The sequence below is a fragment of the Nostoc sp. NMS9 genome, assembly GCF_017114995.1.
GTDB lineage: Bacteria > Cyanobacteriota > Cyanobacteriia > Cyanobacteriales > Nostocaceae > Nostoc.
Genome location: NZ_JABXKL010000092.1, coordinates 216308 through 239217, shown reverse-complemented (window position 1 = coordinate 239217; position 22910 = coordinate 216308). Strand labels below are relative to the sequence as shown.

General features: G+C 40.7%; 16 protein-coding genes and 1 pseudogene. 8 read left to right on the top strand and 9 right to left on the bottom strand.

Annotated features, from left to right (window positions below):
• The first annotated feature begins 441 nt into the window (after positions 1–441).
• A complete protein-coding gene (locus HWQ40_RS31425; RefSeq protein ID WP_292785777.1) occupies positions 442–621 on the top strand; it encodes a hypothetical protein in 180 nt (59 codons plus the stop codon).
• A gap of 40 nt (positions 622–661) precedes the next feature.
• Here the strand turns inward: HWQ40_RS31425 and HWQ40_RS31420 are convergent, their stop codons facing one another.
• Complete coding sequence (locus tag HWQ40_RS31420; RefSeq protein ID WP_292785776.1) at positions 662–1954, bottom strand: dicarboxylate/amino acid:cation symporter; 1293 nt, start codon at positions 1952–1954, stop codon at positions 662–664.
• 193 nt (positions 1955–2147) lie between these two features.
• Here HWQ40_RS31420 and HWQ40_RS31415 point away from each other — a divergent pair, with 193 nt between their 5' ends.
• A complete protein-coding gene (locus HWQ40_RS31415) occupies positions 2148–4778 on the top strand; it encodes a DNA polymerase III subunit alpha (RefSeq protein ID WP_292785775.1) in 2631 nt (876 codons plus the stop codon).
• Positions 4779–4956: 178 nt separating this feature from the next.
• Here the strand turns inward: HWQ40_RS31415 and HWQ40_RS31410 are convergent, their stop codons facing one another.
• Positions 4957–6675 (bottom strand): NFACT family protein, encoded by a 1719-nt coding sequence (locus HWQ40_RS31410; RefSeq protein ID WP_292785774.1) that lies wholly within the window; start codon positions 6673–6675, stop codon positions 4957–4959.
• Positions 6676–7107: 432 nt separating this feature from the next.
• Positions 7108–8340 (bottom strand): annotated as a pseudogene (locus HWQ40_RS31405) (glycosyltransferase family 1 protein); the annotation flags it as partial.
• Between the two features lie 830 nt (positions 8341–9170).
• Between HWQ40_RS31405 and HWQ40_RS31400 the strand changes: the two are divergent.
• Entirely contained in the window at positions 9171–9338 is a 168-nt protein-coding gene (locus tag HWQ40_RS31400; protein WP_292785772.1) for a hypothetical protein, read from the top strand.
• A 167-nt stretch (positions 9339–9505) separates the two neighbouring features.
• On the opposite strand, the gene HWQ40_RS31395 is transcribed toward HWQ40_RS31400, so the two are convergent.
• The 5 genes from HWQ40_RS31395 to HWQ40_RS31375 form a co-directional block, all read right to left on the bottom strand.
• Entirely contained in the window at positions 9506–10696 is a 1191-nt protein-coding gene (locus HWQ40_RS31395; protein ID WP_292785771.1) for an MFS transporter, read from the bottom strand.
• Between the two features lie 12 nt (positions 10697–10708).
• Complete coding sequence (locus HWQ40_RS31390) at positions 10709–11281, bottom strand: Uma2 family endonuclease (RefSeq protein WP_292785770.1); 573 nt, start codon at positions 11279–11281, stop codon at positions 10709–10711.
• Between the two features lie 364 nt (positions 11282–11645).
• Entirely contained in the window at positions 11646–13805 is a 2160-nt protein-coding gene (gene recQ / locus HWQ40_RS31385; protein WP_292785769.1) for a DNA helicase RecQ, read from the bottom strand.
• Between the two features lie 206 nt (positions 13806–14011).
• Positions 14012–15580: an AAA-like domain-containing protein gene (locus HWQ40_RS31380; RefSeq protein WP_292785768.1), complete on the bottom strand. Its 1569-nt coding sequence runs from the start codon at positions 15578–15580 to the stop codon at positions 14012–14014.
• Between the two features lie 139 nt (positions 15581–15719).
• On the bottom strand, positions 15720–17126 hold the full coding sequence (locus HWQ40_RS31375) for an AAA-like domain-containing protein (protein WP_292785767.1): 1407 nt from the start codon (positions 17124–17126) through the stop codon (positions 15720–15722).
• Between the two features lie 399 nt (positions 17127–17525).
• Between HWQ40_RS31375 and HWQ40_RS31370 the strand changes: the two genes are divergently transcribed.
• From HWQ40_RS31370 to HWQ40_RS31355, 4 genes are all read left to right on the top strand, one after another.
• On the top strand, positions 17526–18485 hold the full coding sequence (locus HWQ40_RS31370; protein WP_292785766.1) for a protochlorophyllide reductase: 960 nt from the start codon (positions 17526–17528) through the stop codon (positions 18483–18485).
• A 143-nt stretch (positions 18486–18628) separates the two neighbouring features.
• Positions 18629–18955 (top strand): hypothetical protein, encoded by a 327-nt coding sequence (locus tag HWQ40_RS31365; protein WP_292785765.1) that lies wholly within the window; start codon positions 18629–18631, stop codon positions 18953–18955.
• 98 nt (positions 18956–19053) lie between these two features.
• Positions 19054–19518: a DUF29 domain-containing protein gene (locus HWQ40_RS31360; protein ID WP_292785764.1), complete on the top strand. Its 465-nt coding sequence runs from the start codon at positions 19054–19056 to the stop codon at positions 19516–19518.
• Positions 19519–19825: 307 nt separating this feature from the next.
• Complete coding sequence (locus tag HWQ40_RS31355) at positions 19826–20446, top strand: TMEM165/GDT1 family protein (RefSeq protein ID WP_292785763.1); 621 nt, start codon at positions 19826–19828, stop codon at positions 20444–20446.
• 117 nt (positions 20447–20563) lie between these two features.
• Here the strand turns inward: HWQ40_RS31355 and HWQ40_RS31350 are convergent, their stop codons facing one another.
• Positions 20564–21457, bottom strand: coding sequence for a tetratricopeptide repeat protein (locus tag HWQ40_RS31350; protein ID WP_292785762.1), 894 nt, complete (start codon positions 21455–21457; stop codon positions 20564–20566).
• Between the two features lie 378 nt (positions 21458–21835).
• Between HWQ40_RS31350 and HWQ40_RS31345 the strand changes: the two genes are divergently transcribed.
• Positions 21836–22864 carry a hypothetical protein gene (locus tag HWQ40_RS31345; RefSeq protein WP_292785761.1) on the top strand — a complete coding sequence of 343 codons (1029 nt, stop codon included), beginning with the start codon at positions 21836–21838 and terminating at the stop codon, positions 22862–22864.
• Positions 22865–22910: the final 46 nt, after the last annotated feature.

Here is a 22910-nt window from a genome sequence, read left to right as displayed (position 1 = left end):
ATTGTACGACGTGGTAGCACTTCTGGGGGTACGTCGTCCAATGGCGATCGGGTTTCGCAGTGACGAAATTCGGCGGGTAGTAACGGTGGGATGAGAAACAATTCAAAATTTATGTCTAATTCAGCAATTTTTCACCTATTTTATCTCAACGGCAGCAACGGCTTTATATAACAGTTTGCCTCAAGCGAACCTTATTATGTACGTCCCTAGCGATGTCTTTGAAGCAAGAATTTCATGAAAAGTCATAAGATTTCACAGGATATGGAATCAGAAAAATGGTGCGTGCAATTCTCAGTATTAAAGCGGAAACAACATAAATTCACTTGCTGAAATTCCGCAATTGCCACAAAGACAATTGCAAAAACGCAGGGTAGCCTTTAACTAGAAAAACAGTATCAGGCAATTGCTAGACAAAACTTTTATATTATCTTTGTTGTTCTTATGACTCCAAAACACACCAAAATTAAATTTCCTCTTTGGCAGTATCTGAACCAGCCTTTATTTAGTCGCGATACTAAATTAGTATTGAATCCCCAACGCTTTGTATTGATCTGGCGTCTGCAACTTTTAGAACGTTGCTGGACTAAAGAATGTGATGCCAAAGGGCCTCAACAGCATTAGATATTTGAAAAGCTGCTGAACTCAACTAAAAGCTGGCAAACTAAGCCTCGTCTACAGAACGTGGCTTTTTGCCGTCAAGTAAAGCACTGACAGTCATATCTCCCATAACATTAATCGCGGTACGGCAGCGATCCAAAAACCAGTCTACAGTAACTAGCAAAGCGATGTATTGGGTAGGTAAACCGACAGAAGTGAACACTAGTGTCATCGTTACCAGTCCAGCATTGGGAATATTTGCCGCACCTACCGATGCAAAAATTGAGGTAAGGATGACAATTAACTGCTGTCCTAGACTCAGATGTTGTCCAATTAGTTGGGAAATATACAACGCAGACATTGCTTCATAGAGGGCAGTGCCATCATTATTGAAATTTGCCCCGACTAATGCCCCCAAGGCAGCAGAAGATTCCCTTAAACCGACTTTTGTTTGCAAAACCTCAAAGGTTACGGGCATTGCTGCCGCAGAGGAAGAAGTTGAGAAAGCTGTCAAAAAGGCATCAGAACCGCCAGCTAGGAATTTTAACGGGTGTACCCAAGAACCAAATTTTACTCTGATGAGATAGTAGCACGCTTGCAATACCAGTGCTAACAATACGGCGACGATAAATGCACCCAAAGATTTAAACGGTGCAAAGCCCTGCATCGCAATAGTTTTAGCTACAATCCCAAAGACTGCGAAGGGCACTAAGGCAATTACCCAGTTGAGGATGCGGACTACTGCTTCAAATAAAATTCCGATGACATCTTCTATCGGCTGGAATCCATTCTTGCCTTGGGCGATTTGTTCAGATTTTAATCCCCGCAGAACGATGCCAAAACTCAGGGCAATCACAATCAGCTGGATAACATTATTATCAACTAATGGCTTCAGGACAGCTTCCGGTACAGCATCTTTGAGTATTCCCCAAGGATCGAGACTTTGAGGAGTTATTGCCGTACTTGTTGAGGTGCTTACATTGCCCCAAGTCCCTGGACGCAGTACATTAGCTACCAAAAGTCCCACTAAAATAGCTACGGTTGTGTTGGTTAAAAGTAGTACTGCCAGCCGCCGTCCGGCTGTACCAGGGATATTGGTAGTCATCAAAGTATGTAGCACCGCTACCAGAATCAAGGGTGTAGCCAAGGCGCGGAGAGCCTTTAGCACCAATTCAGCTGGAATTGCTAAATTGTTGATTAAGGTGGCATTGCTGGGATTGGGATTCCCCGCACCAAGGGCAATTCCGACGCTGACTGCCGCTACTAAGGCGATGAGAATTTGCAACGTGAGAGGGATACGCTGCCACCAAGGGCTAGCTTTGGTTTCAGGCGAAGTAGTTCTCTCTGTTTGACTCATTGGCTAGATACTGCTTAACTGCTGTAACTATTAAAACAACACTAATGATAGTGATAATTCCCGAAAAAGAACAGCTTTAATTTTGGTTAAAAACTGTTAATCTAAGATTCCGTTGCTTTGCAAAATCTGGCTCGAAAGGGTATACCACAAGGTAGGCCCCTAGAGGTATCTTGGCTTGTGGTTGGAGATGCTTATGTCCTTTGTTCCTTTACATATTCACAGTGACTACAGTCTACTTGATGGGGCCAGTCAGCTTCCAGAGTTGGTGGATCGAGCGATCGCACTGGGAATGAAAGCGATCGCTCTTACCGATCATGGTGTCATGTATGGAGCTGTTGAACTGATCAAAATCTGCCGTAGTCAAAATATTAAGCCGATTATCGGCAATGAAATGTATGTAATTAATGGCGATATTGAAAAACAAGAACGCCGCCCAAAATATCATCAAGTCGTTTTAGCTAAAAATACCAAAGGTTACAAAAATTTAGTCAAATTAACCACAATTTCTCACCTCCAAGGTGTTCAAGGCAAAGGAATTTTTTCTCGTCCTTGTATTAATAAAGATTTATTAAAAGAATATCATGAAGGCTTGATTGTCACCAGCGCTTGTTTGGGTGGAGAAGTTCCCCAAGCGATTCTCAGTAATAGACCAGATGCCGCCCGGAAAGTTGCTCAGTGGTATAAAGATGTATTTGGTGATGATTATTATTTAGAAATTCAAGACCACGGTTCCCAAGAAGACCGGATTGTGAATGTGGAAATTGTCAAAATTGCGCGGGAGCTAGGGATTAAAATTGTTGCTACTAATGATTCACATTTTATATCTTGTTTTGACGTTGAAGCTCACGATGCTTTACTATGCATTCAAACTGGCAAGTTAATTATTGAAGATAAGCGGATGCGTTATAGCGGTACAGAGTATCTCAAGTCTGGTGAAGAGATGCGGCAGCTATTTCGTGACCATTTGCCGGATGATGTGATTGCCGAAGCGATCGCTACTACTGAAGAAGTCGCTGATAAAGTCGAGCCTTACCATATTATGGGTGAGCCTCAGATTCCTACACCTCCCATTCCTTCCGGTCATACTGCTGACACTTACGCCGAAGATGTTGCATGGCAAGGACTTTTAGAACGATTAAATCGCAAATCTCGCCAGGAAGTCGATTCCGTCTATAAAGAAAGATTGGAATACGAGCTGAAAATGATTCAGCAGATGGGTTTTTCCAAATACTTTTTAGTTGTATGGGACTACATCAAATTTGCTAGAGATAACAATATTCCTGTGGGGCCAGGTCGGGGTTCGGCGGCTGGTTCATTAGTTGCTTATGCAATGCGAATTACTAATATTGACCCTGTACATCATGGGTTACTATTCGAGCGTTTCTTGAACCCAGAACGGAAATCAATGCCTGATATTGATACGGATTTCTGTATTGAACAACGGGATAAAGTTATTGAATATGTAACTGAGAAATATGGTGCAGATAGAGTTGCCCAAATTATTACTTTTAACCGCCTAACTTCTAAAGCAGTTTTGAAAGATGTTGCCAGAGTATTAAATATTCCCTACGGGGAAGCTGACAAAATGGCGAAATTAATTCCTGTGGTTCGGGGGAAACCAACGAAACTCAAGGTGATGGTTTCCGATAAAACTCCAGAACCAGAGTTTAAAGAAAAATATGATAAAGAACCTCATGTTCGTCATTGGCTTGATATGGCAATGCGAATTGAAGGAACTAACAAAACATTTGGTGTTCATGCAGCAGGTGTGGTAATTTCCGCCGATCCACTTGATGAAATTGTCCCGCTACAGAAGAATAATGATGGTTCTGTGATTACCCAGTATTTCATGGAAGACCTGGAATCAATGGGTTTATTGAAAATGGATTTTCTGGGTTTACGGAACCTGACGCTGATTCAAAAGACTGTTGATTTGATTCAAGAAACGAGAGGATATCGGGTCGATCCTGATGAAATTCCTCGCCAGGAAAGAAAAGCCCAGAGGATATTAGCTAAAGGTGAACATAGCAGTCTACCTAAAGATGTACAAAAAACTTATGAGTTATTAGAAGCAGGTGAGTTAGAAGGAATATTTCAATTAGAATCTTCAGGGATGCGTCAGATTGTGCGAGATTTGAAACCTTCTAATATAGAAGATATTTCTTCAATTTTGGCACTTTATCGACCTGGGCCATTAGATGCAGGACTAATTCCTAAATTTATTAACCGCAAACATGGTCGAGAAAAGATTGATTATCAACACACCATTTTAGAACCAATATTAGACGAAACTTATGGAATTATGGTCTATCAAGAGCAAATCATGAAAATTGCTCAAGATATGGCGGGATATTCTTTAGGACAAGCTGACTTACTGCGTCGGGCGATGGGTAAAAAGAAAGTTTCTGAGATGCAAAAGCAGCGAGAAAAATTCGTGGATGGCGCAGCAAAAAATGGCGTTCAGAAAAAAGTTGCGGATGAATTATTTGAGCAAATGTTGAAGTTTGCTGAATATTGTTTAAGCTATGACACGGAAATATTGACCGTAGAATATGGATTAATGCCGATTGGAAAAATTGTAGAAAAAGGCATTGAATGTACTGTATATAGTGTTGATAATCATGGAAATATTTACACCCAACCTGTGGCACAGTGGCACGATCGCGGACAACAAGAGGTGTTTGAGTATTGTTTGGAAGATGGTTCATTGATTCGGGCAACAAAAGATCATAAATTTATGACTGTTGATGGTCAAATGTTGCCAATTGATGAAATATTTGAACGCGAATTGGATTTGATGCGGGTAGAGGGTTTGCCAGAATGAGGGCAATACGATTCGGTTGATGACAATTCTAGATCGCTAAAAATGCGATAAATCATCACAAAGACGCGATAAATCGCCGTCTCTTGCCTTAACCAAACAGTATTGGGAATGAGGAGAATAATTACAAATTACGTTAACGCAGCGTTAGCGACGTAGGAGCGTCATTACGAATTACGAATTATTTTAATTGCGGTTTTCCCCAAAGTATGGTTTCCTCCTTGTAAATAGCAATTCCCGGTTTGGCTCCTTTGGGTTTGTAGACGTGTTTTAGCTGAGTGTAAACTACTGGCACTTGCTCACTCTGACGGGCGCGACTGTAGTAAGCGGCAAGATTAGCTACAAATTGCAAATCAGCCTCTTCAGCAATAGCACCTGGTTCTAGACGTAGTAGCACATGGCTTCCTGGAATTTCTTGAGCGTGAAACCAGATGTCATAATCCCCTGCTACGCGAAAGGTCAATTGGTCATTTTGGCGATTGTTACGACCGATTAATACTTCAAAGCCGCCAGGAGTAAGGTAACGATGAAAGTTGGTGCTGGGGGGTTCATTGGCACTGCGGCTGCGGTATTCTGGATCTTCTAGATACTTTTGCCCAATCAACTCTTCGCGGATTTCTTCTAAAGCTCGTAAATCTTCTGCTGTTTGGTAGTTATCTATCTGAGCGATCGCAGCTTCTACTTGCTCTAAATACTCAATTTCTGTCTGCACTTCCAATAGTAGCGGTTCGACAGCAGCACGAGCGCGTTTCAGCTTTTGGTGCTGTTTGTAAAGACTTTGGGCATTTTGGACAGCATTTTTATCTGGCAACAGAGCGATCGCTATTGGCAAATTTGTCTCAAAATCAGCAAGGATAATTTCTTTCATCCCCGGTTCCCAGTTTTGCAGGTGAGCCATCAATAAATCAGCTTTTTGCCGATACTCATCGGCTCGATCTGATTGCTGCAAGCGCGTCTTAAAGGTTTGAGCTTTATTCCGTAATTTCGCCAGAATATTATTCAATTTCTGACTCAACTGATGACGCAATTGGGAAAATAACTGTTGATCAATCTGATTACTGTAATAGCGGTTGAGCAACTCCTGGATATTTTTGACCTTTTCAACTGCACCCCAACCCATTACGGTGTAACCATCTTTTGTCCAAGCGGGTTGAAATTTACTAGAATCCAAGGCTTGCAGCCATTCTTGCCAACGCTCAAACAGCCGTCGCCAGTCGTCGGGGTTGAGAGTATCGGTGGATGTTTCTGGTGCAATATTTGCTTCTAGCAGCATTAACTCTAGTAGTGCTGCACTCAAACCACTATAACTTTTGAGCAATTGCCGCTTGATTGCTCCTGGTACTAAACTTACCCTTTCTTGCCAACGTTCTTGGGATTCATTCAAGTAGGGGACAGTTCCAGTTAGTTTCGGTGGTGTTTCATAAGGTTGTCCGGTTTGGATGGGACGGACACTAGATTGTTGCTGACTGACTTGATGGGCGGCGGTGATAATTATATTGTTAGCGTCGGTGAGAATGACGTTGCTATACTTGCCCATGATTTCTGCATAGACATGATATAGAGCGCTTTCTCCAGGACGACGGGCAAATTGCAAATCAATAACACGCTCCCAAGGAGCGATCGCTTCAATCGCCACCAATGCTAAACCACCCAATTGGTGTATCAATTGTTGGCTAAAGGTAAAGGTATCTGGCGATCGCGGTGGTGGATCGCCGATACAAATATGTGCAGCTTGGGGATGCCAAGAAATCTGTAGCCAATCTCGCTGTTCTAGGGTGCGTAATGCCATCGCAATCGTGTAGCGATCGCGCTGATAAACCTGTTCTAAGCGTGATGGTAGCCAGTTAGCGCGGATTTCGCTACAAGCAGCTGTGAGAGTGGTAAAGTCAACTGGTTGCAAAGCGATTACTTGTTAACATTCAAATGGTAGCGATCGCCATGCCTTTATTTTTGTTTAGTTAAAGCATAAGAGACCTCAACTATCATAGCGGTTACTTGGTTTGGTGATAGCTGCGAATAAAAAAAACGCAGAAATTATCATCAGATAAGCTTCTGCGTTTAAGTCATAAGTTCGTTTTTTATACAGTTTGTTTTTGGTGTTGAGTTTTCTAAGCTCAGGCGATCGCTGCCAAAATTAAACCCAAAATATTATCCGAGTTACTCACTCACCATTATCTGTGATGCAAAAGAATTATTTAGCAACCAAAACTGGCTTTTTTGCTGTTGATTGCACTAGTTCGGCGGTTGAGTGTACTAGTTCTTTTGCTGTTGATTGCACTAGTTCGGCAGTTGAGTGTACTAGTTCTTTTGCTGTTGACGCTACTGTTTGTGGCTGCAACAGTTGGGTGTAAAGTTCACTCAGTTGATTTGCGACACCATCCCAGCTAAACTTACTTTCAACGCGCTTTCTACCGGCTTTACCCAATTCATCTCGCCATTCTGGATTTAGGAGAATTCGGTCAATAGCAGAAGCAAAAGCATCTACATCTTGCGCTGGAGCCAATAAACCAGTTTCTTCATTAACTACAGTAAACTGAAGTCCGCCGACATCACTTGCTACAACTGGTGTACCGCTTGCCATCGCTTCGATCGCCACTAGTCCAAAGGGTTCGTAGTGACTGGGAACAACGCAAACATCGGCAGCGGCGTAATAAGTTGGTAAAATATCTTGACTTAGACGACCAGCAAAGATGGTAAAGTCGCTCATTCCCAATTCGTTGACGATTTGCTCAATGCGATCGCGCTCAATTCCGTCGCTGTTACCTGGGGTACTACCACCACCAATAATTAGCTGGAGATTGTTGGAATCGCGTAATCCAGACTGGTTTAGTGCCCGCACCAAGGTTTCTATACCTTTGCGTTGGTCAAAACGCCCTACATACACTACAACTTTAGCTTCTTTGTCAATTCCCAATTCAGCCCTAGCTGCTTCTCGTGCAATGGAACCAAAGCGCTGAATATCTGTACCACAGGGAATGATGTCGATATTGCCTTTTGTGGAAACTAGCGATCGCATATGTTCCTGTTCTTGCGGACTTGTCGCCACAATTCGCTCTGCATTTTCCAACACCTGTTTTTCCACTGCTAATCGCTGACTAGCAATCATAGGAATATCTTCTATAGTGTTGTACTTGACTGCTCCTAAGGAGTGGTAGGTGTGAACCTGTTTACTCTTTTGGATTTTCTTTAACTGCATCCCCACCCAACTAGAGAGCCAATAGTTAGTATGAACTAACTCGTATGTAACATCATTTTTTACTTGAAATTTGAGGAAATTATCCACAAATTCTGGCAGATATTCAAAAATTTCATCTCGCGGCACAAACTCAAGGGGGCCAGCTTTTAAACGAATAGTTCGACAATTGTTGCTATGTTCAATAATCGAGTCTTGCTCCAGACTCACTTTGCGGGTAAACATATCAACTTGCCATCCCAGCTGCGCTAGTGCTTCACCCACGTGGCGCACATAAACATTTTGTCCCCCAGCTTCTTCTTTCCCTATTTCAATCGCTGGGTCTCCGTGGACGGAAATCAAGGCGATACGTTTTTCGGTGGTAGAGTTCATAGTTTGTGTGTTGCTGATTTTAACAAAGTTTTAGGCTGTTCCAAGCTCGTGTATAGCACACTTGTCTGAATTACTTAGGAACTTTGATTAATATTGATTTTAATTTACTATGTCTATTTTTGTTTTACATCCTCTGTCAGAAGTATACTTTTAGATTAAATATTTGTATTTAATTTCTTTAGATATAGGAAATTTTGATCCTTGTATCTCATCCTTTTGATAGATTAAAATTATATTTTTTAATTCGTACTTAGCTCTAATTTCATATATATAGCAATCCTATTTAATTTGCTCTCCACCGAGAGACTCAGCTCCCCGACTTCTGTGAGGAACATCTGGCGAATAAGGGGTCTTACCCCCTAACACGTCTCAAAGCAGCAAGTCAGAAGATATAAAAAGTAGAGGTATGACGCTGCATCCAAAGAATCAAGGGGAAATACCAAGAACGAACAGCACAAATAGCGCCTGCGTTATTCCCAAAAGGAAATTTGTACATGAAAATGTACGATGAATTGGGAGTGTTATATACATACAAAGATTTTGCTGTGCTATTCCCAGGCAGGTGCGGACAATCAGCAATATCTTTAGGTAAGCTGGGATTATAACTAAGTTTGACCTGTGACGGACGCTGTAACGCTACGTGATAACATTTCCTGCATATACTTAGATGTTTTCAAAAATCAAATCGGCTTGCTATAGGATAAAAATATATTTATCTAGCTTATATTCTCTAAAATAAATCTAAATTCTGTTTTTAAGCAATTCTACTGATTTTGCTTCAAACTAATAAATATAGTTACCACCAATTTTCAAACGGAGAAGATTAATATATGAGTTTGATAGATGGTATATTTCTGACGCTGTTAAATACTGTAGTCTGCCTAGCACTGCCTAAGCTGCTATCTGTAATTATGCCTGTAAAAAACCAAAACACTGAGCCTTCAAAGTCTGCTATTACATCACAAGATTCCAACTCGGAAATTCCCAGTTTTTCTTAATGTAAACTGATTATCTGTAGATATCGCCTTGATGAGGAGAAAACTTAGTTATTGGTGCAAGGCGATATCTGAACCATAAGTTATACACATCTTGTTTTGGGAAAAGAATGAGTGTGTTAACCTCGACCTTCTACTTTTTGTTATTTTAATCAAAAACGAGAGTTTGATTATTTATTTGTTCTTGCTGTAATTATTTTAGGTCTGACGATAATAAAAAATGCCAGCAAAGTAAAAACTAACATTTGCCAGGTTACTAAATTCCAGCCACCAAGATTCCAGCATAATAAGCCAATACTAGTACCTACAGCACCGCCGATAAAATAGGTAGTCATATAAACTGTGTTGATGCGACTATTCGATTGAGCATCAAGAGTGTATATCCTTGCAACATTGGTGACTTGGACTGCCTGTACACCTACATCTACTAACAATACAGCAACAGCGATCGCTAGTGCAGAATTAGAAGCAATTTTAGCAATTACTAAACTTGCAATCACCATCGATACAGCAATAGTCAAGGAACGTTGGGAGTTACCTCGATCGGCTAGTTTACCAAAAACTGGTGCCATCAATGCACCTGCGATCGCCACAAAGCCATACATCCCAATTGTGTCAGATTTAAAATAAAAAGGCGCTCCACTTAAATGGAAAGTTAGTGTTGTCCAAAATGAGCAAAAGACACCAAACAATAACCCGCTAATTAAAGACGCTTCTCTTAATAATGAAAAACGTTTTAATTGCTGAAGTGTTGAGCTTAATAATTCTAAATAATAACCATCAAATTCATTTTTGACATTAGGCAAGTATATTTTTAATAAAACAATAACAATTAAAATCATTACTGCCGAAAATCCATATACATAACGCCAACTCAACCATTCAGCAATATAGCCACTAAAAACCCTTGCTCCTAAAACTCCAATCAATATACCAGTAAAAATGTTGCCTACAGTTTGACCTGTAGTTACTCTATCTATACTTGCTGCTAAAGGTAGAATAATCTGAGCAGAGACTGTCGCAATCCCAATTGCTACGCTCAATATCCAAACTTGGACGATGTTTTGTGAAAACGTCATGGCTATCAACAAACAAAACAAACATATCAGTAAACAAAGAATTAATTTTTTCTTGTTGATTTTATCGCCCAAGGGAATTAAAAAGAAAAGCCCCAAACCGTAACCAACTTGCGTAAGCACAGAGATGCTACCCGCTTCGCCTTCACTGACTCGAAAAGATGATGCAATATCTTTGAGGATTGGCTGATTATAATAAACGTTAGCAACACAGACACCAGATGCGATCGCCATAATCAGTACCTGGACTTTAGTTAATCCGCTACTTGAGATTTGTTTTTCCATTCAACCTAAAATTTATACAGGAAAAAACTGGTTTACAGTACAGCTAAAACCAGGCAATAGCGGAGAAATTATATTATCATTACTAAATAAAGTTGCTACCAAGTTAAGTTGACTTTGTTCGCGCCGATAAGCCTCTAGTTTACGCGATCGCCAATCAGCAATCCAATATTCTTTTACTCCTCTGGAAGAATAAAGTTTAAGTTTAGCTTCTTTATCTCGTCTTAGGTCTTCGTTGCTAGCAGACAAAACTTCGACTACTAAATCTGGTGCGCCAGTTAAATGTCCTGCTTCATCCAATGTTAGCGCCAAGGTTTCTTTAGTAGCCCAAACTACATCAGGAATCACATTATCTGATTCTGAAAATAAAACACCAGGGTTGATAACAGCTTCTCCTAAACCAGTAGAATCTGACCAAATGTTAAGCTGTTGGAAAATTCTGCCACAAGTTTGCTGATGTTTAAAGTGAGGTGCCCTGGTCATAAATAATTCTCCATCAACTATCTCGTAGCGCGTGCCTTCATTTTCTGGTAACAGTTCCACATCCTGAGTTGTCCAGCGTACTCCTGTATTAAGCATCTGACTCATTGCCTAACTTTTTTAATCTTGCTCTTGTATTTTAATCATAAAATTTAAGTTTAGCTTCCTTATCTAGTCTTTCAAAAAACAAATATATGAGCAAATAGTAAGACTTAAACAAAATGCACCAAATAAAACGCAAAACCAGCCAACCAGTATAAGAGGGTTAGAGTTATCTTGAGTGAGTATCAGAAATTCCTGTTCAGAATCGTTTAGAAAGGCATTAATTTTGTCAGCAAGTTTTTGTGCAGATAGTTGCCAGTAGGAAGAGTTAGAAATACGATAGTTTTTTCCATCCTTAATAACAGGACTTTTTCTTGTCATTCATAACAAAACAATCATTATGTTTTTTATTACTTGTCCTAAGTAAATTTTATTTACGATTTTCGCGCCGCCACTTACACCGCACTAAGCGAATTTCATCAAAAGTGTAACTTTCACCTAGTTGTTCTTTGATGGGAGTGAGGGAAATGTCTCCGAGTACTTCTAAAACTTGCCAAATTTTTTGTTGATGTTCTAGAGGTATTAATTGATTTAAATCAACTGGCTGATTTTTTTCAATTAGTTTTTCTAGATGATTGCTAACTGTTGCCGGACTAAGGTTGCGTTTTTGGGCAATTTGAGCAATATTTAAACCTTGTTGATGTAATTGTAATGTCTGCAATTCGGTGTAAGAAGAAGATGAGTTGCGAGAGGATACGGAAGTAACAGATTTATTTTGCAAACCTTTTTCTTGGCGGTAGGCGCGAATTTCTGTAATAAACTTTTCGCCATATTGAGCGAGTTTATGACTACCTACACCAGAGAGTTTGGCAAATTCAGCTAAGTTTTGGGGTTGCACCTGTACCATCAATTTTAAAGTGGAATCGTGGAAAATAACGTAAGGTGGTACAGATTGCTCATCAGCTAATTGTTTACGTAGCGATCGCAACTTCTGTAATAATATTTCTGCAACTTCTGCTTTTTCACTCCCCTCTTCCCAGGTAATCTTTTGAACTGTGGTTACAGCTAGCGAAACTGTGCGTTGTTTTCGCATTACTTGCCAACTTAAAGCATTTAGTTTTAAAACTGAGTAACCATCGCTAGTTTGTTCTATTAACCCTTGATGTAAAAGCGATCGCCCTAACATTCGCCATTCATCTACAGTTCTATCTTTACCAATACCATAAGTAGAAAGTTTATCGTGTTCGTACTGGATAATTTTGTCTTTTTTTGCCCCCCGCAACACATCAATTATGTGTAGCATCCCAAACCTTTCTTTGCAACGCGCCACACAAGATAAAAACTTCATGGCTTCAACTGTCCAATCTTGCATGGGTTTGGGATGACGACAATTGTCACAGTTACCGCAATTCCCAGGAAACCTTTCGCCAAAATAACCTAGTTGAATCGTTCGCCGACAATCAGTACCTTCAGCGTAATCGATCATCTGTCGCAGTTGTTGTTTGGCAATCAACTGTTCTTGAGGATCAGTTTTTTGATCGATACTCCATTCAATTGTTTTAACATCACCAAAGCTGAAAAATATTGTACACCGAGATGGTTCTCCGTCTCTACCTGCTCTACCCGATTCTTGATAATAACTTTCTATATTTCTAGGCATATCAAAGTGAACTACCAACCGCACATCGGGTTTATTAATTCCCATCCCAAAGGCGACTGTTGCTACCATAACCCGGACATCATCTCGAATAAATCGCGTTTGATTACTACTACGTTCCTCATCAGTTAATCCGGCGTGATAAGGCAGAACAACAACCTTATCATTTTGCAGTTTAAAAGTGAGTTCATCAACTTTTTTACGAGTTAAAGAATAAATAATTGTTGAACCTTCAGTTTCTCGAATTAGTTCTAATAATTCAGTGTAAGCATATTTAGTTTTAGGACAAACTTCGTAATAAAGATTTTCACGATTAAAACTGGCAAGATGGATGCTTGGTTGCTTCAGCCCTAATTGTTGAATGATATCACTACGGACGCGATCGGTTGCTGTGGCGGTGAGAGCGACTGTAGGGACATCAGGATAGCGTTTCCGCAGAGATTTCAACTGGCGATATTCTGGGCGAAAATCGTGTCCCCATTCCGAAACGCAATGCGCTTCATCAATAGCAAAGCTAGAAATACCAATTTTTTCTTTAACTAAATCGAGAAACGGGAGAAACCTTTCACTAAGGAGACGTTCTGGGGCGACGTAGAGTAATTTTACTTTACCGTTGAGGATGGCTTCTTCCCGCAATCGCACTTTGTAAGCATTCAAACTGCTATTGAGAAATGTCGCATTAATATTATTATTTCGCAGCGCTTCTACTTGGTCTTGCATCAAAGCAATTAACGGCGACACCACCACCGTTAGTCCATTTTTTAACAATGCTGGTAACTGAAAACATAGAGATTTCCCGCCGCCAGTCGGCATCACAACCATTAAATCTCGATTTTGCAGCGCATCTTCGATAATTTGCCGTTGCCCGGGGCGGAATTGGTCATAACCGAAGTGATATTTTAGCGCTTGTTCGAGATGGGGATACTGAAGCATAGCGATCGCTTTTTCGGGTGCTGTCTGCGTGAGTAGTGATTGAAGATATCAGGATTTTAACTCACATCATCGCTAGCTTTGGTCAGACTTGCGTTTCTTGAGTCGAGGTTTTTGGTTCTGTTGAGATTGTTAGATAAGTGGTTAACGATGAACAAAAAGTTAGCCAATCTCAAGCTGAGTCCCTAACTAAGTTTTTTTAACGATTGTTATTTTGAGCTTTCTTTAGCAGCTCTTGACTTTGGACAGTGAGAAAATGGTAGGGGTATAGTAAGGCATTTTAGCTGTGATTCTAAAGCATCAATCTTTCGTAAAAGCGATACTCCCCACACTATAGAAATCACCAACTTGATAGTCATGCCCACGAGCAAAAGTGTCACTATTGTGGCATTTTTCTTTTGTTGAGCCAGCCTTTTTTGTTGTTCTGCAAGTCGTGCTTCGACTTCTTGAGCACGTTCAGCCTCTAATGCTTGCTGTAATTCTCGCCGATCTAATTCTTCACTAGCAGCTAAAAATCGATAATCTAAGTTGCTCAAGCTTTTACCATTTGCCCAAGTTTGAGCATCCATCAAAGCTTGTCCACGCAATAGGCGAGATTTATCCTTTTCCTCTGAGGCTACCCATGCATTAAAGCTTTCGTAGTAGGGGCGCAAGTAAGCTAATTTTTTTCCAACCCATTCTAAATTAAAAACTTCTTGATAAATTCGGTTTTTTACCTGGAGACAACCTTGTTTTTTGATTACCAAACCAGACAGCAACAGTTCTACCTGTTCTCGACTATCGTCGGCTGGTACTTTCATTCCTTGGAGGATTTGTTGATAAATTCCTAACAATCTGGCGGCAAATTTTTCGTTTCTGAGGATGCGATCGCGAATAGTTCTTAAATGTTCCGGTTCATCTTGTGATTCCCATTTCTCGATTATATGCGATCGCACCACATTTTCTATCCAAAATTCTTCTGTGCCAGGAGGAATTTTCAGCTTTCTACCCAGATCATCTTGAGATAAATTTACAAGCAGCCGACACAGCTTTTGAGTAAGAAATGGTTGCCCTTTTGTCCAAGCTAATATTTCTTGCAAAACTTTTTGGGGATGATTGTCTTTAATATCCAGTCCCAAAGATAGTGGTTGAGCTTCTTCAAAGGTGAAACCATTTACTTGTATGGCTTTACCAAAATTAAACGGTTTAGTATGATTTCGATTTAGAATTAATTCTGAAGGTGTCGCCACCCCAAAAATTACAAATGTAATCCGATGATACTCTGGATTAATTGCTCGTTGGTTATAACAGAACCGAATCAAGTTAAAAAAGTCATCAACACAGAAATCGAGGCTGAGTATACTATCAATTTCATCAATAAAAATAAATAGTCTTTCGTTAGGAAACTGAGTTAATAAAATTTCCGAAATAAACCGACTGATTTTCTGAACCAAAGAAAGATCATTTTGTTCTTGCCACCAGGTTTTTAAATTGATTTTTCCTAAAAGTTTAAAACCCAACCATAAGTCGCCGACAAGTCCTTTATACCACTGTTCTGGAGTTATATTTTCACAACCAATATTAGTCATATCAACGGTGGCACATCTAAAGCCGTCTTGTTGCAAGCGGTGCTTTGTTTTTACCATAAGTGAAGATTTACCCATTTGCCTACAGCTTAGGATGTAGCAAAATTCACCCTGTTTCAAAGCTTCGTAAAGTTCCACATCCGCTCTACGCTCAACATAGCTAGGAGCGTCACTAGTGAGAGTACCACCAACTTGGTATCGATAATTTTTCATTTAATTGATTTTTAATTTTAAATTACTTCTATATCTCAATCAAGAAATTTGGATTGTGACAGGTTATAAAACTCCTATAAGATCGATGAGTAATTAGGTTTGTAGTAAGAACTTTAGTGCTTACTATGAACCCTCAAAACTATCTAGAAAATTCACTAGAAGCATTAGCACTATTTTGCTTTCCAAATTGTTGACTAAAATAAAGACGATACAACTCACACATGGCACTAGCTTGATTGCCGTTTAGTTGAACTAAACCCATACTTTCTAGTTTGTAAGCAGCGATCGCATCTAACTCTACTTTTTGCTCTGTTGCAATTACCTGTTCCATAGCTGACATTAATTCTGGTTCTTCTTGCAGTAGTGTCAACAGTTCTCGTAAATGCTGACCATAAATTCCTACTGGTGTAGATGCAGTTTCTAATAACACCTCCAGCGTCATTTCTCCCTGACATAGATGATAAAATGCAAGGCTAACCAGATAGGGATGCCCTCCTACCATTGCTTGTAGGGGTGCAAGGCATTTTCCTCCTTCCGAGTCTGCTGCCCAATCTAGTCCATAACGTAATGCCAAATTCTGTATCTCCTTAAGGCTAAATGGTGGCAGCGTAATTGTTATCCCTACATTGAAAGGCGATTGGTTGAGCTTAAGCGGAATATAAATTTCTGTTGTGTGAACCACCACCATCCGCAGTTTTTGCCAAGTCTGATCTTGCTTTGCTTGTTCATGCCAAAATCGCAGCATTGGCAGAAAGTCTTGGGCAATATTGGGATGTTCAAAAATCCGATGGACTTCATTCAAAGCCAAAACTACAGGACTATCATTAATGTATTGCAACAGATAAGCTTCAAAATAGATTTTGCAGCTTACCTTGCTGCCCATTTCTATATCCCAAAAATCATCTACACAAGAAAGGAGATTTAACTGCCTACTGACATTTACACAAAACCAACGCAAAAATTTATCCAGGGAAGCAAAAACGTCTTGGTCAGCTTCTTGAAAGTCCAAATAGACAATTTGATAATCTTGCTCTCTAGCATAAGCAATCATCCGATTGAGCAGGGAACTTTTTCCCATCTTTTTAGGTGCTTTGATCCGGATTAAGCAACCAGGGTGTAAAATCTCATTACAAACAAGTTCTTCTAGGGAAGGGCGATTGATGTAAAGAGGAGAACCCAGCGTTACAGGCCCGCTAGGAAATTCTATCTTGCTTGCTAAAAAAAAGTCTGGAGAAACCATTTCTAAGCTAAATTCTTCACCGAACTTTTGTTGGATCTGATTTTCCTGATTATCTATCTCGTCTTGCAAGTGGTTACTCAAGGCTAAATGGAGATTTTTTTTCGTTATTCTTTTTCCAAGTGCTATAGAAAGGTCTTGCCACAACTCAGAACCAACTTCCTTGATGTAATTGTTGCCGTAGCCTGATACCTCTGCCATTTCACCGTAAGTTTTGCCCAACCACGATTGATAGAGCACAAACCATTGAATTGAATCGAGAGGCTTGTCTTGCAGAATTTTTTTTATAGATTCTAGAAGCTTATCCACAGAGTATAAATTGTTAAACAGCTAGGCAATTTACTTATACTTTCCAGCCTAGTAATAATATACATCTGAAATATCTCTGAAAAAAAAATACTTGAAAACAGAAAAAGTTAAGATTGCAATTAATTTAGTATACCAAAAATGTTATTATAATTATTTTTTTGAAGGTTTTTTATATAGAGGTTAAGTCGGTAAGCACGATAAAACCAATATATATTTAGTTTTGTAAAAACGGTGAAATAACGAATTTGTAAAGTATGTGCTGTATTTACATTTCGTAAAATACTTAGGGATTTTCTCGCCCACTTACTTAGTTCAACCTAATGCAGCCTTGAAAAAGCTGATGACAATCATGGCTCACTGGTATGAGATCCTAGAGACAGTCAATGTACGCTCAACAGAATGGAACAACATCAGAAACCAACGGTTATAATTACGGGTGCCTCTTCGGGGGTGGGTTTATATGCTGCAAAAGCTCTTGCTGATAAAGGATGGTATGTGGTACTGGCATGTCGGGATTTAGCAAAGGCACAAAAAGCTGCTCAAGCTGTGGAAATCCCCTACAACAGTTATACCAGCATACATATTGACCTTGGCTCCTTGGAAAGTGTCCGACAGTTTGTGAAGAACTTCCGAGCCACTGGAAAGTCTTTAGACGCTTTGGTGTGCAACGCTGCAATTTATATGCCCTTAATCAAAGAGCCTTTACGCAGTCCAGAAGGTTACGAGTTAACTGTCACTACCAATCATCTGGGTCATTTCCTATTGTGCAACCTGATGCTAGAGGATCTGAAGAAGTCATCTTTAGAGCCAAGGCTCGTAATTTTAGGAACAGTCACGCACAACCCAGACGAACTCGGTGGGAAGATTCCGCCACGTCCCGACTTGGGCGATTTGCAAGGCTTTGCAGAAGGGTTTAAAGAGCCAATATCGATGATTGATGGCAAGAAATTTGAACCAGTCAAAGCTTACAAAGACAGCAAAGTTTGCAACGTGCTGACTATGCGGGAACTGCACGATCGCTATCACGAGTCAACTGGTATCGTCTTCAATTCTCTCTATCCGGGATGTGTTGCAGAAACGCCGCTATTTAGAAACCACTATCCCCTGTTTCAGAAAATCTTCCCATTATTCCAGAAGTATGTGACTGGGGGATATGTATCTCAAGAGTTGGCGGGAGAACGGGTTGCTGCTGTGGTTGCCGATCCTGAGTATAATCAATCCGGTGTTTATTGGAGTTGGGGAAATCGCCAGAAGAAAGATGGCAAGTCTTTTGTGCAAAAAGTCTCTCCTCAAGCCCGTGATGACGACAAAGGCGATCGCGTCTGGGAACTAAGCGCCAAGTTGGTTGGACTTGCCTGATGATACAGGAGGTGGCGTTACCCTTGTGCATGATTCATAGATTCATTTTTTTGAATTAATTAGTATTATGTGCAGGTAAGTAAGTAATGGTTGAGGTGATTATTACGTCACCTCTGACTTTAGTAAAGTTGTAGACAAAGAAAATGATATGGCGCTTAACTATTTCAGAGCAAGTATTTCTTCCTTATTGCATTGAAAAACAACCTGACGAAAGATACATAGTGCTTAATAAGGAATACAAGCCAGTTGGTTTTAAGACCAGGGAACATATTAAGTATGAAGAGTATCCTATTTGCGTGAAATTGAAAAGTATAGGTTCAGCAACAGCAGCAAAACTGTCTTACAAAGGTGATTCAAATACAGACACAATTTATCTCTACAACGATGGTTGTGTTCCAACACACAGTGCTGAACACATGAAGAATTATCTGAAACGCCTAGAGATATTGGCAAAGCTTAAAGTTGATTAGTTAGACAATTGGCAATTACTTTAGTCCGTAGGGTGCATTAAGATGTGACGCACCGATGTTAATTGTAAAGATATGTGAGAATTATCTAAAGATTTCTGATGGAAACTGCTATGTCTTCCCTAAAGGCGCATTCCCAAACCCTATATGAGACTGATTACTTGCAATGGCTAGAAACGACTGTAGAAAAATTGCAAAATCAGGATTATGCAAACGTTGAGTGGGAGAACCTAATTGAAGAAATTGCCGATATAGGAAGGAGTGAGCGCCGGAGTCTCAAGAGTAATCTGATTGTAATTCTGATGCATTTGCTCAAATGGCAATTTCAGCCCGACAAAAGAAGTGGTAGCTGGGAAGCAAGCATCATTGAATATCGTAGACGCGTCAAAGAAGCTCTAGATGATTCACCTAGTCTCAAATCCTATCTTGAGATAGTTTTTGCTGAGTGTTATGCACAAGCAGTTAAACAAGCAAAAGCTGAAACTGGCTTGTCAATGGAATCCTTTCCTCTGAACTGTCCATACCAGCGAGCAGAAGTCACAGATGATGAGTTTTTACCTGAGTAAGCACTGAATCGTTCTATATGTGCTGTTTCACTCTAAAGTTATACCTCTCTATTCCCTACTCTTTACTTATACATGAAAAATATGTATAATTGCGATTGCATAGAAGGGGAGTAGCTGCTGGCAAAAAATATAAAAGCCAGTACATCTGAATCAACATACTGGCGATGAGCCTGGTTCAGATGGCAAATAATCAATATTTGAAAGCGAGACCTTCACTAAGTTCACACCGAAAAGTGTAAACTTGGTGAGGTCTTTTGGTTCTCATCAAGCTTCACATCGGTAAACGATTCTTCAGGAGCTTGAGAGAGTGCTAACAGCTTTTACCGCAGGTTTATTATTAATTACAGTTTCCGAACTAGGCGATAAAACATTTTTTATTGCTGTAATTTTGGCAATGCACCACCCGCGGCGACTAGTATTTATAGGTGTGACAGCTGCTTTAGCCGCGATGACAATCCTTTCGGTGCTATTTGGACAAGCAGTATCTTTGTTGCCAAAAGTTTATATTCATTACGCCGAAATAGCTTTATTTATTGCCTTCGGTATCAAGCTGTTATATGACGCGAGTAAGATGTCAGCTGCTTCTTGTGATACAGAAGTTGTAGAAGAGGCCCAAGCTGCGGTGAAACAAGCAGATTTGCAGTTATCAAAGCAAAAAACTTCCTTAGCAATTGTCGTAGAAGCCTTTGTGTTGACATTTATGGCAGAGTGGGGCGATCGCACTCAAATTGCTACCATTGCCCTAGCAGCAGGCAATAACCCCATTGGAGTGACAATAGGTGCAATTTTAGGACATGCCATTTGTGCTGCGATCGCAGTTATCGGCGGCAAAATGATTGCCGGACGCATTTCTGAGCGTCAACTCACTCTGATTGGCGGATGCCTCTTTTTAGTCTTTGGTATTGTTGCTGCCATTGAAGGAGCGTGAAGAGAAGAAGTAGGGGAGAAATCAATTCAAAATTTCAAAATTAAAGAACTTCTGCCTTCTGCCTCCTGCGTCCTCTTTCCCAATGCCCAATGCCCAATGCCCAATGCCCAATGCCCATTACTTAGGAGTATTTCCCAATGAAGGCGCGGGAGATGAAGCAGATTTAGGAATGGGGGAAACTGTTCCTGCCTTCTTAATTTCGTCTCTGTACTTAGCAGGTGCTAAAGCTGCGGCACTATCAAATAAAGGTTTTGCATCTGCGTCTTTGCCCTGTTGTTTCAGGAGCATCGCTTTTGCCACGACAGGGCGAAAATCTTTGGGATCTTTCTTAATTGCCTGATCATAAACAGAGCTAGCTTGAGCGTAGCGTTTCTGGGAAGCATGAACAGAACCTAACAGCACCTGCACTGCTACTATATCTACACTTCCAGGCTGAATTGTATTTGCTTGGGCTGCGTTAGAGAGGGTTTCTTGCAACAAACCAATGGCTGCTTCGGGGCGTTGCTGACTGATCAATAGAGCCACCATTCCTTGCAAAGCCTTCAAGTCGCCTGGTTTCGTGGACAAAATCGAGCGATAAGCTTGAGCAGCTCCTTCGCGATCGCCAATTTGCTGTTTGGCTTGAGCTAGTAACACTGAATATTCTGACTGTTCGGGATTCAGCTTGGCTAGCTTTTCTAAAGGTTCAATGACAACTTGGATATCAGCTGGTTTAACCTCGCTTTTATCTTTTTGACTCAGTAATTGCAGCCGTGCCTGTAACAGACCCTTAAGCGCAGTCTGATTTTCTGGTTCCCTTAGCAAAACCTGTTCATAACCCCGTACTTCGTCTTCCAGTTTTGATTTTTGGTCAGCGGAGGGCAAACTGCCTCTGGTGCTAGCGGTATTTTGACTTGAGGGTGGCGTATTATTAAATGCTCCAATTATGGGAATCACCGAAACACCCACAAAAGCAAGAATTGCCACCGCTAAGACGACTTGAACTATCCAACGATTGCGCGGTTGAGACACAGTTTTGTCTTTCTCCTGAACTCTAATGACATTATCATTTACACAAATCGTAAAGTTAAAAATTTCCAAAACTTTGCGGAATACCGCCAATTGCCTGTGAATTTTATAACAATTAACTATCCACACTGCTAAAGTAAGTGATGACTTTAGGAGGAGCCGTCAGAATTGTAGCTATGATATGCTTCCGAAACTAGTGTAAAGCCGCTAAATTAGACATTTAGTGTTTATACATTAAATTTAGCGCCTTTAGGATTGTATAGAGTACCCTAGTGTGATTTTGTGAAAAACCAATATACTTTCATCAGTCGCACAAATGCTCTTTCCAGCTGCCTTTGTAAAATCCCACAATGGGATGTGTCTCCGCCGCAAGGAGTTTTTATGAATTCCGACCTGATGCCGTTGCCTGAATCTTCCAATTCTTCTGCCTCTAACCAGGGCCCAACTAACGTAGAGGCAGCCGCTAATGTTCATATAGCAGCCCAGTCCTCTAAAGAAGTTGACAATTTGCCTGTCAACTCCACCGAGACTGACTCAAATGGGAACTTGATTAATCGCCAGCAACCGATTCCGCCTCCCAGTGAACCGATGCAGTATCGAGCGATCGGGTTAGTCCGGGGTCGCTATCATGCTAGCAGCGAACAATTTACTCAAGGTACGCTGCTGACCGCAGATGGTGTAGAACTCAATGCCGTCCTCCTAGGCCGGATTATGAGCTTAGTCAAAAATCATCTAGACTTAGAAAAAGAACACTTGTGGGTAGTATATCCACGTACCAGACAAGAAAATGATACCTTGCACATCCAAATCGTCGGAGTTTGGGAGCCAGAAAATCTGGCGAAAAACTCAACAGATGAGGACGAATCGGATTTTGAGTTGCAAGAGTTAGAGACACTCGATGATGGCTTATCCGAGAACTCTGAACTAAATACAACTGCCCCCAGACCTTCATCAGAAGTTGCAGATGGTGGTTTTTCTGTTCGTGGTGAAGTAGTATACCAATCTTTTGATGCTAAAAGCTTGGTAGTCAAAATTAGGCAGGCTCCACGCAAATCAACTGACAAACCCAAATATTTTAAGTTGAAATTGAGGGGTGTACTAACTACCAAAGCAGTGGGTAAATTCTGGGACTTCCAAGCCAAGCGGGAAGCAGACGTTTTAGTAGTAGAAAAAGCTGAAGCGATCGCTGATTTGCCCAAAAAACGCAAACCACCATTTAAAGGTGGGCCTCGTGCTGGCAGTGGTGGTGGTGCTGGTGGTAGAAAACCATTCCCCCCCAGACGCACTGGCGAAACTCCTCGTCCCATCAAGAAAACAAGTACAGGCGGCGACCCTTCAGTGGTGTCAAAACCTATACCAAAAACACCCGCTCCTAAACCCATCAAGCGACCGAAACCGACTCAAGAGTAGGGAATGAATGGGGCATTAGGTATTGGGCATTGGGCATGGGGCATGG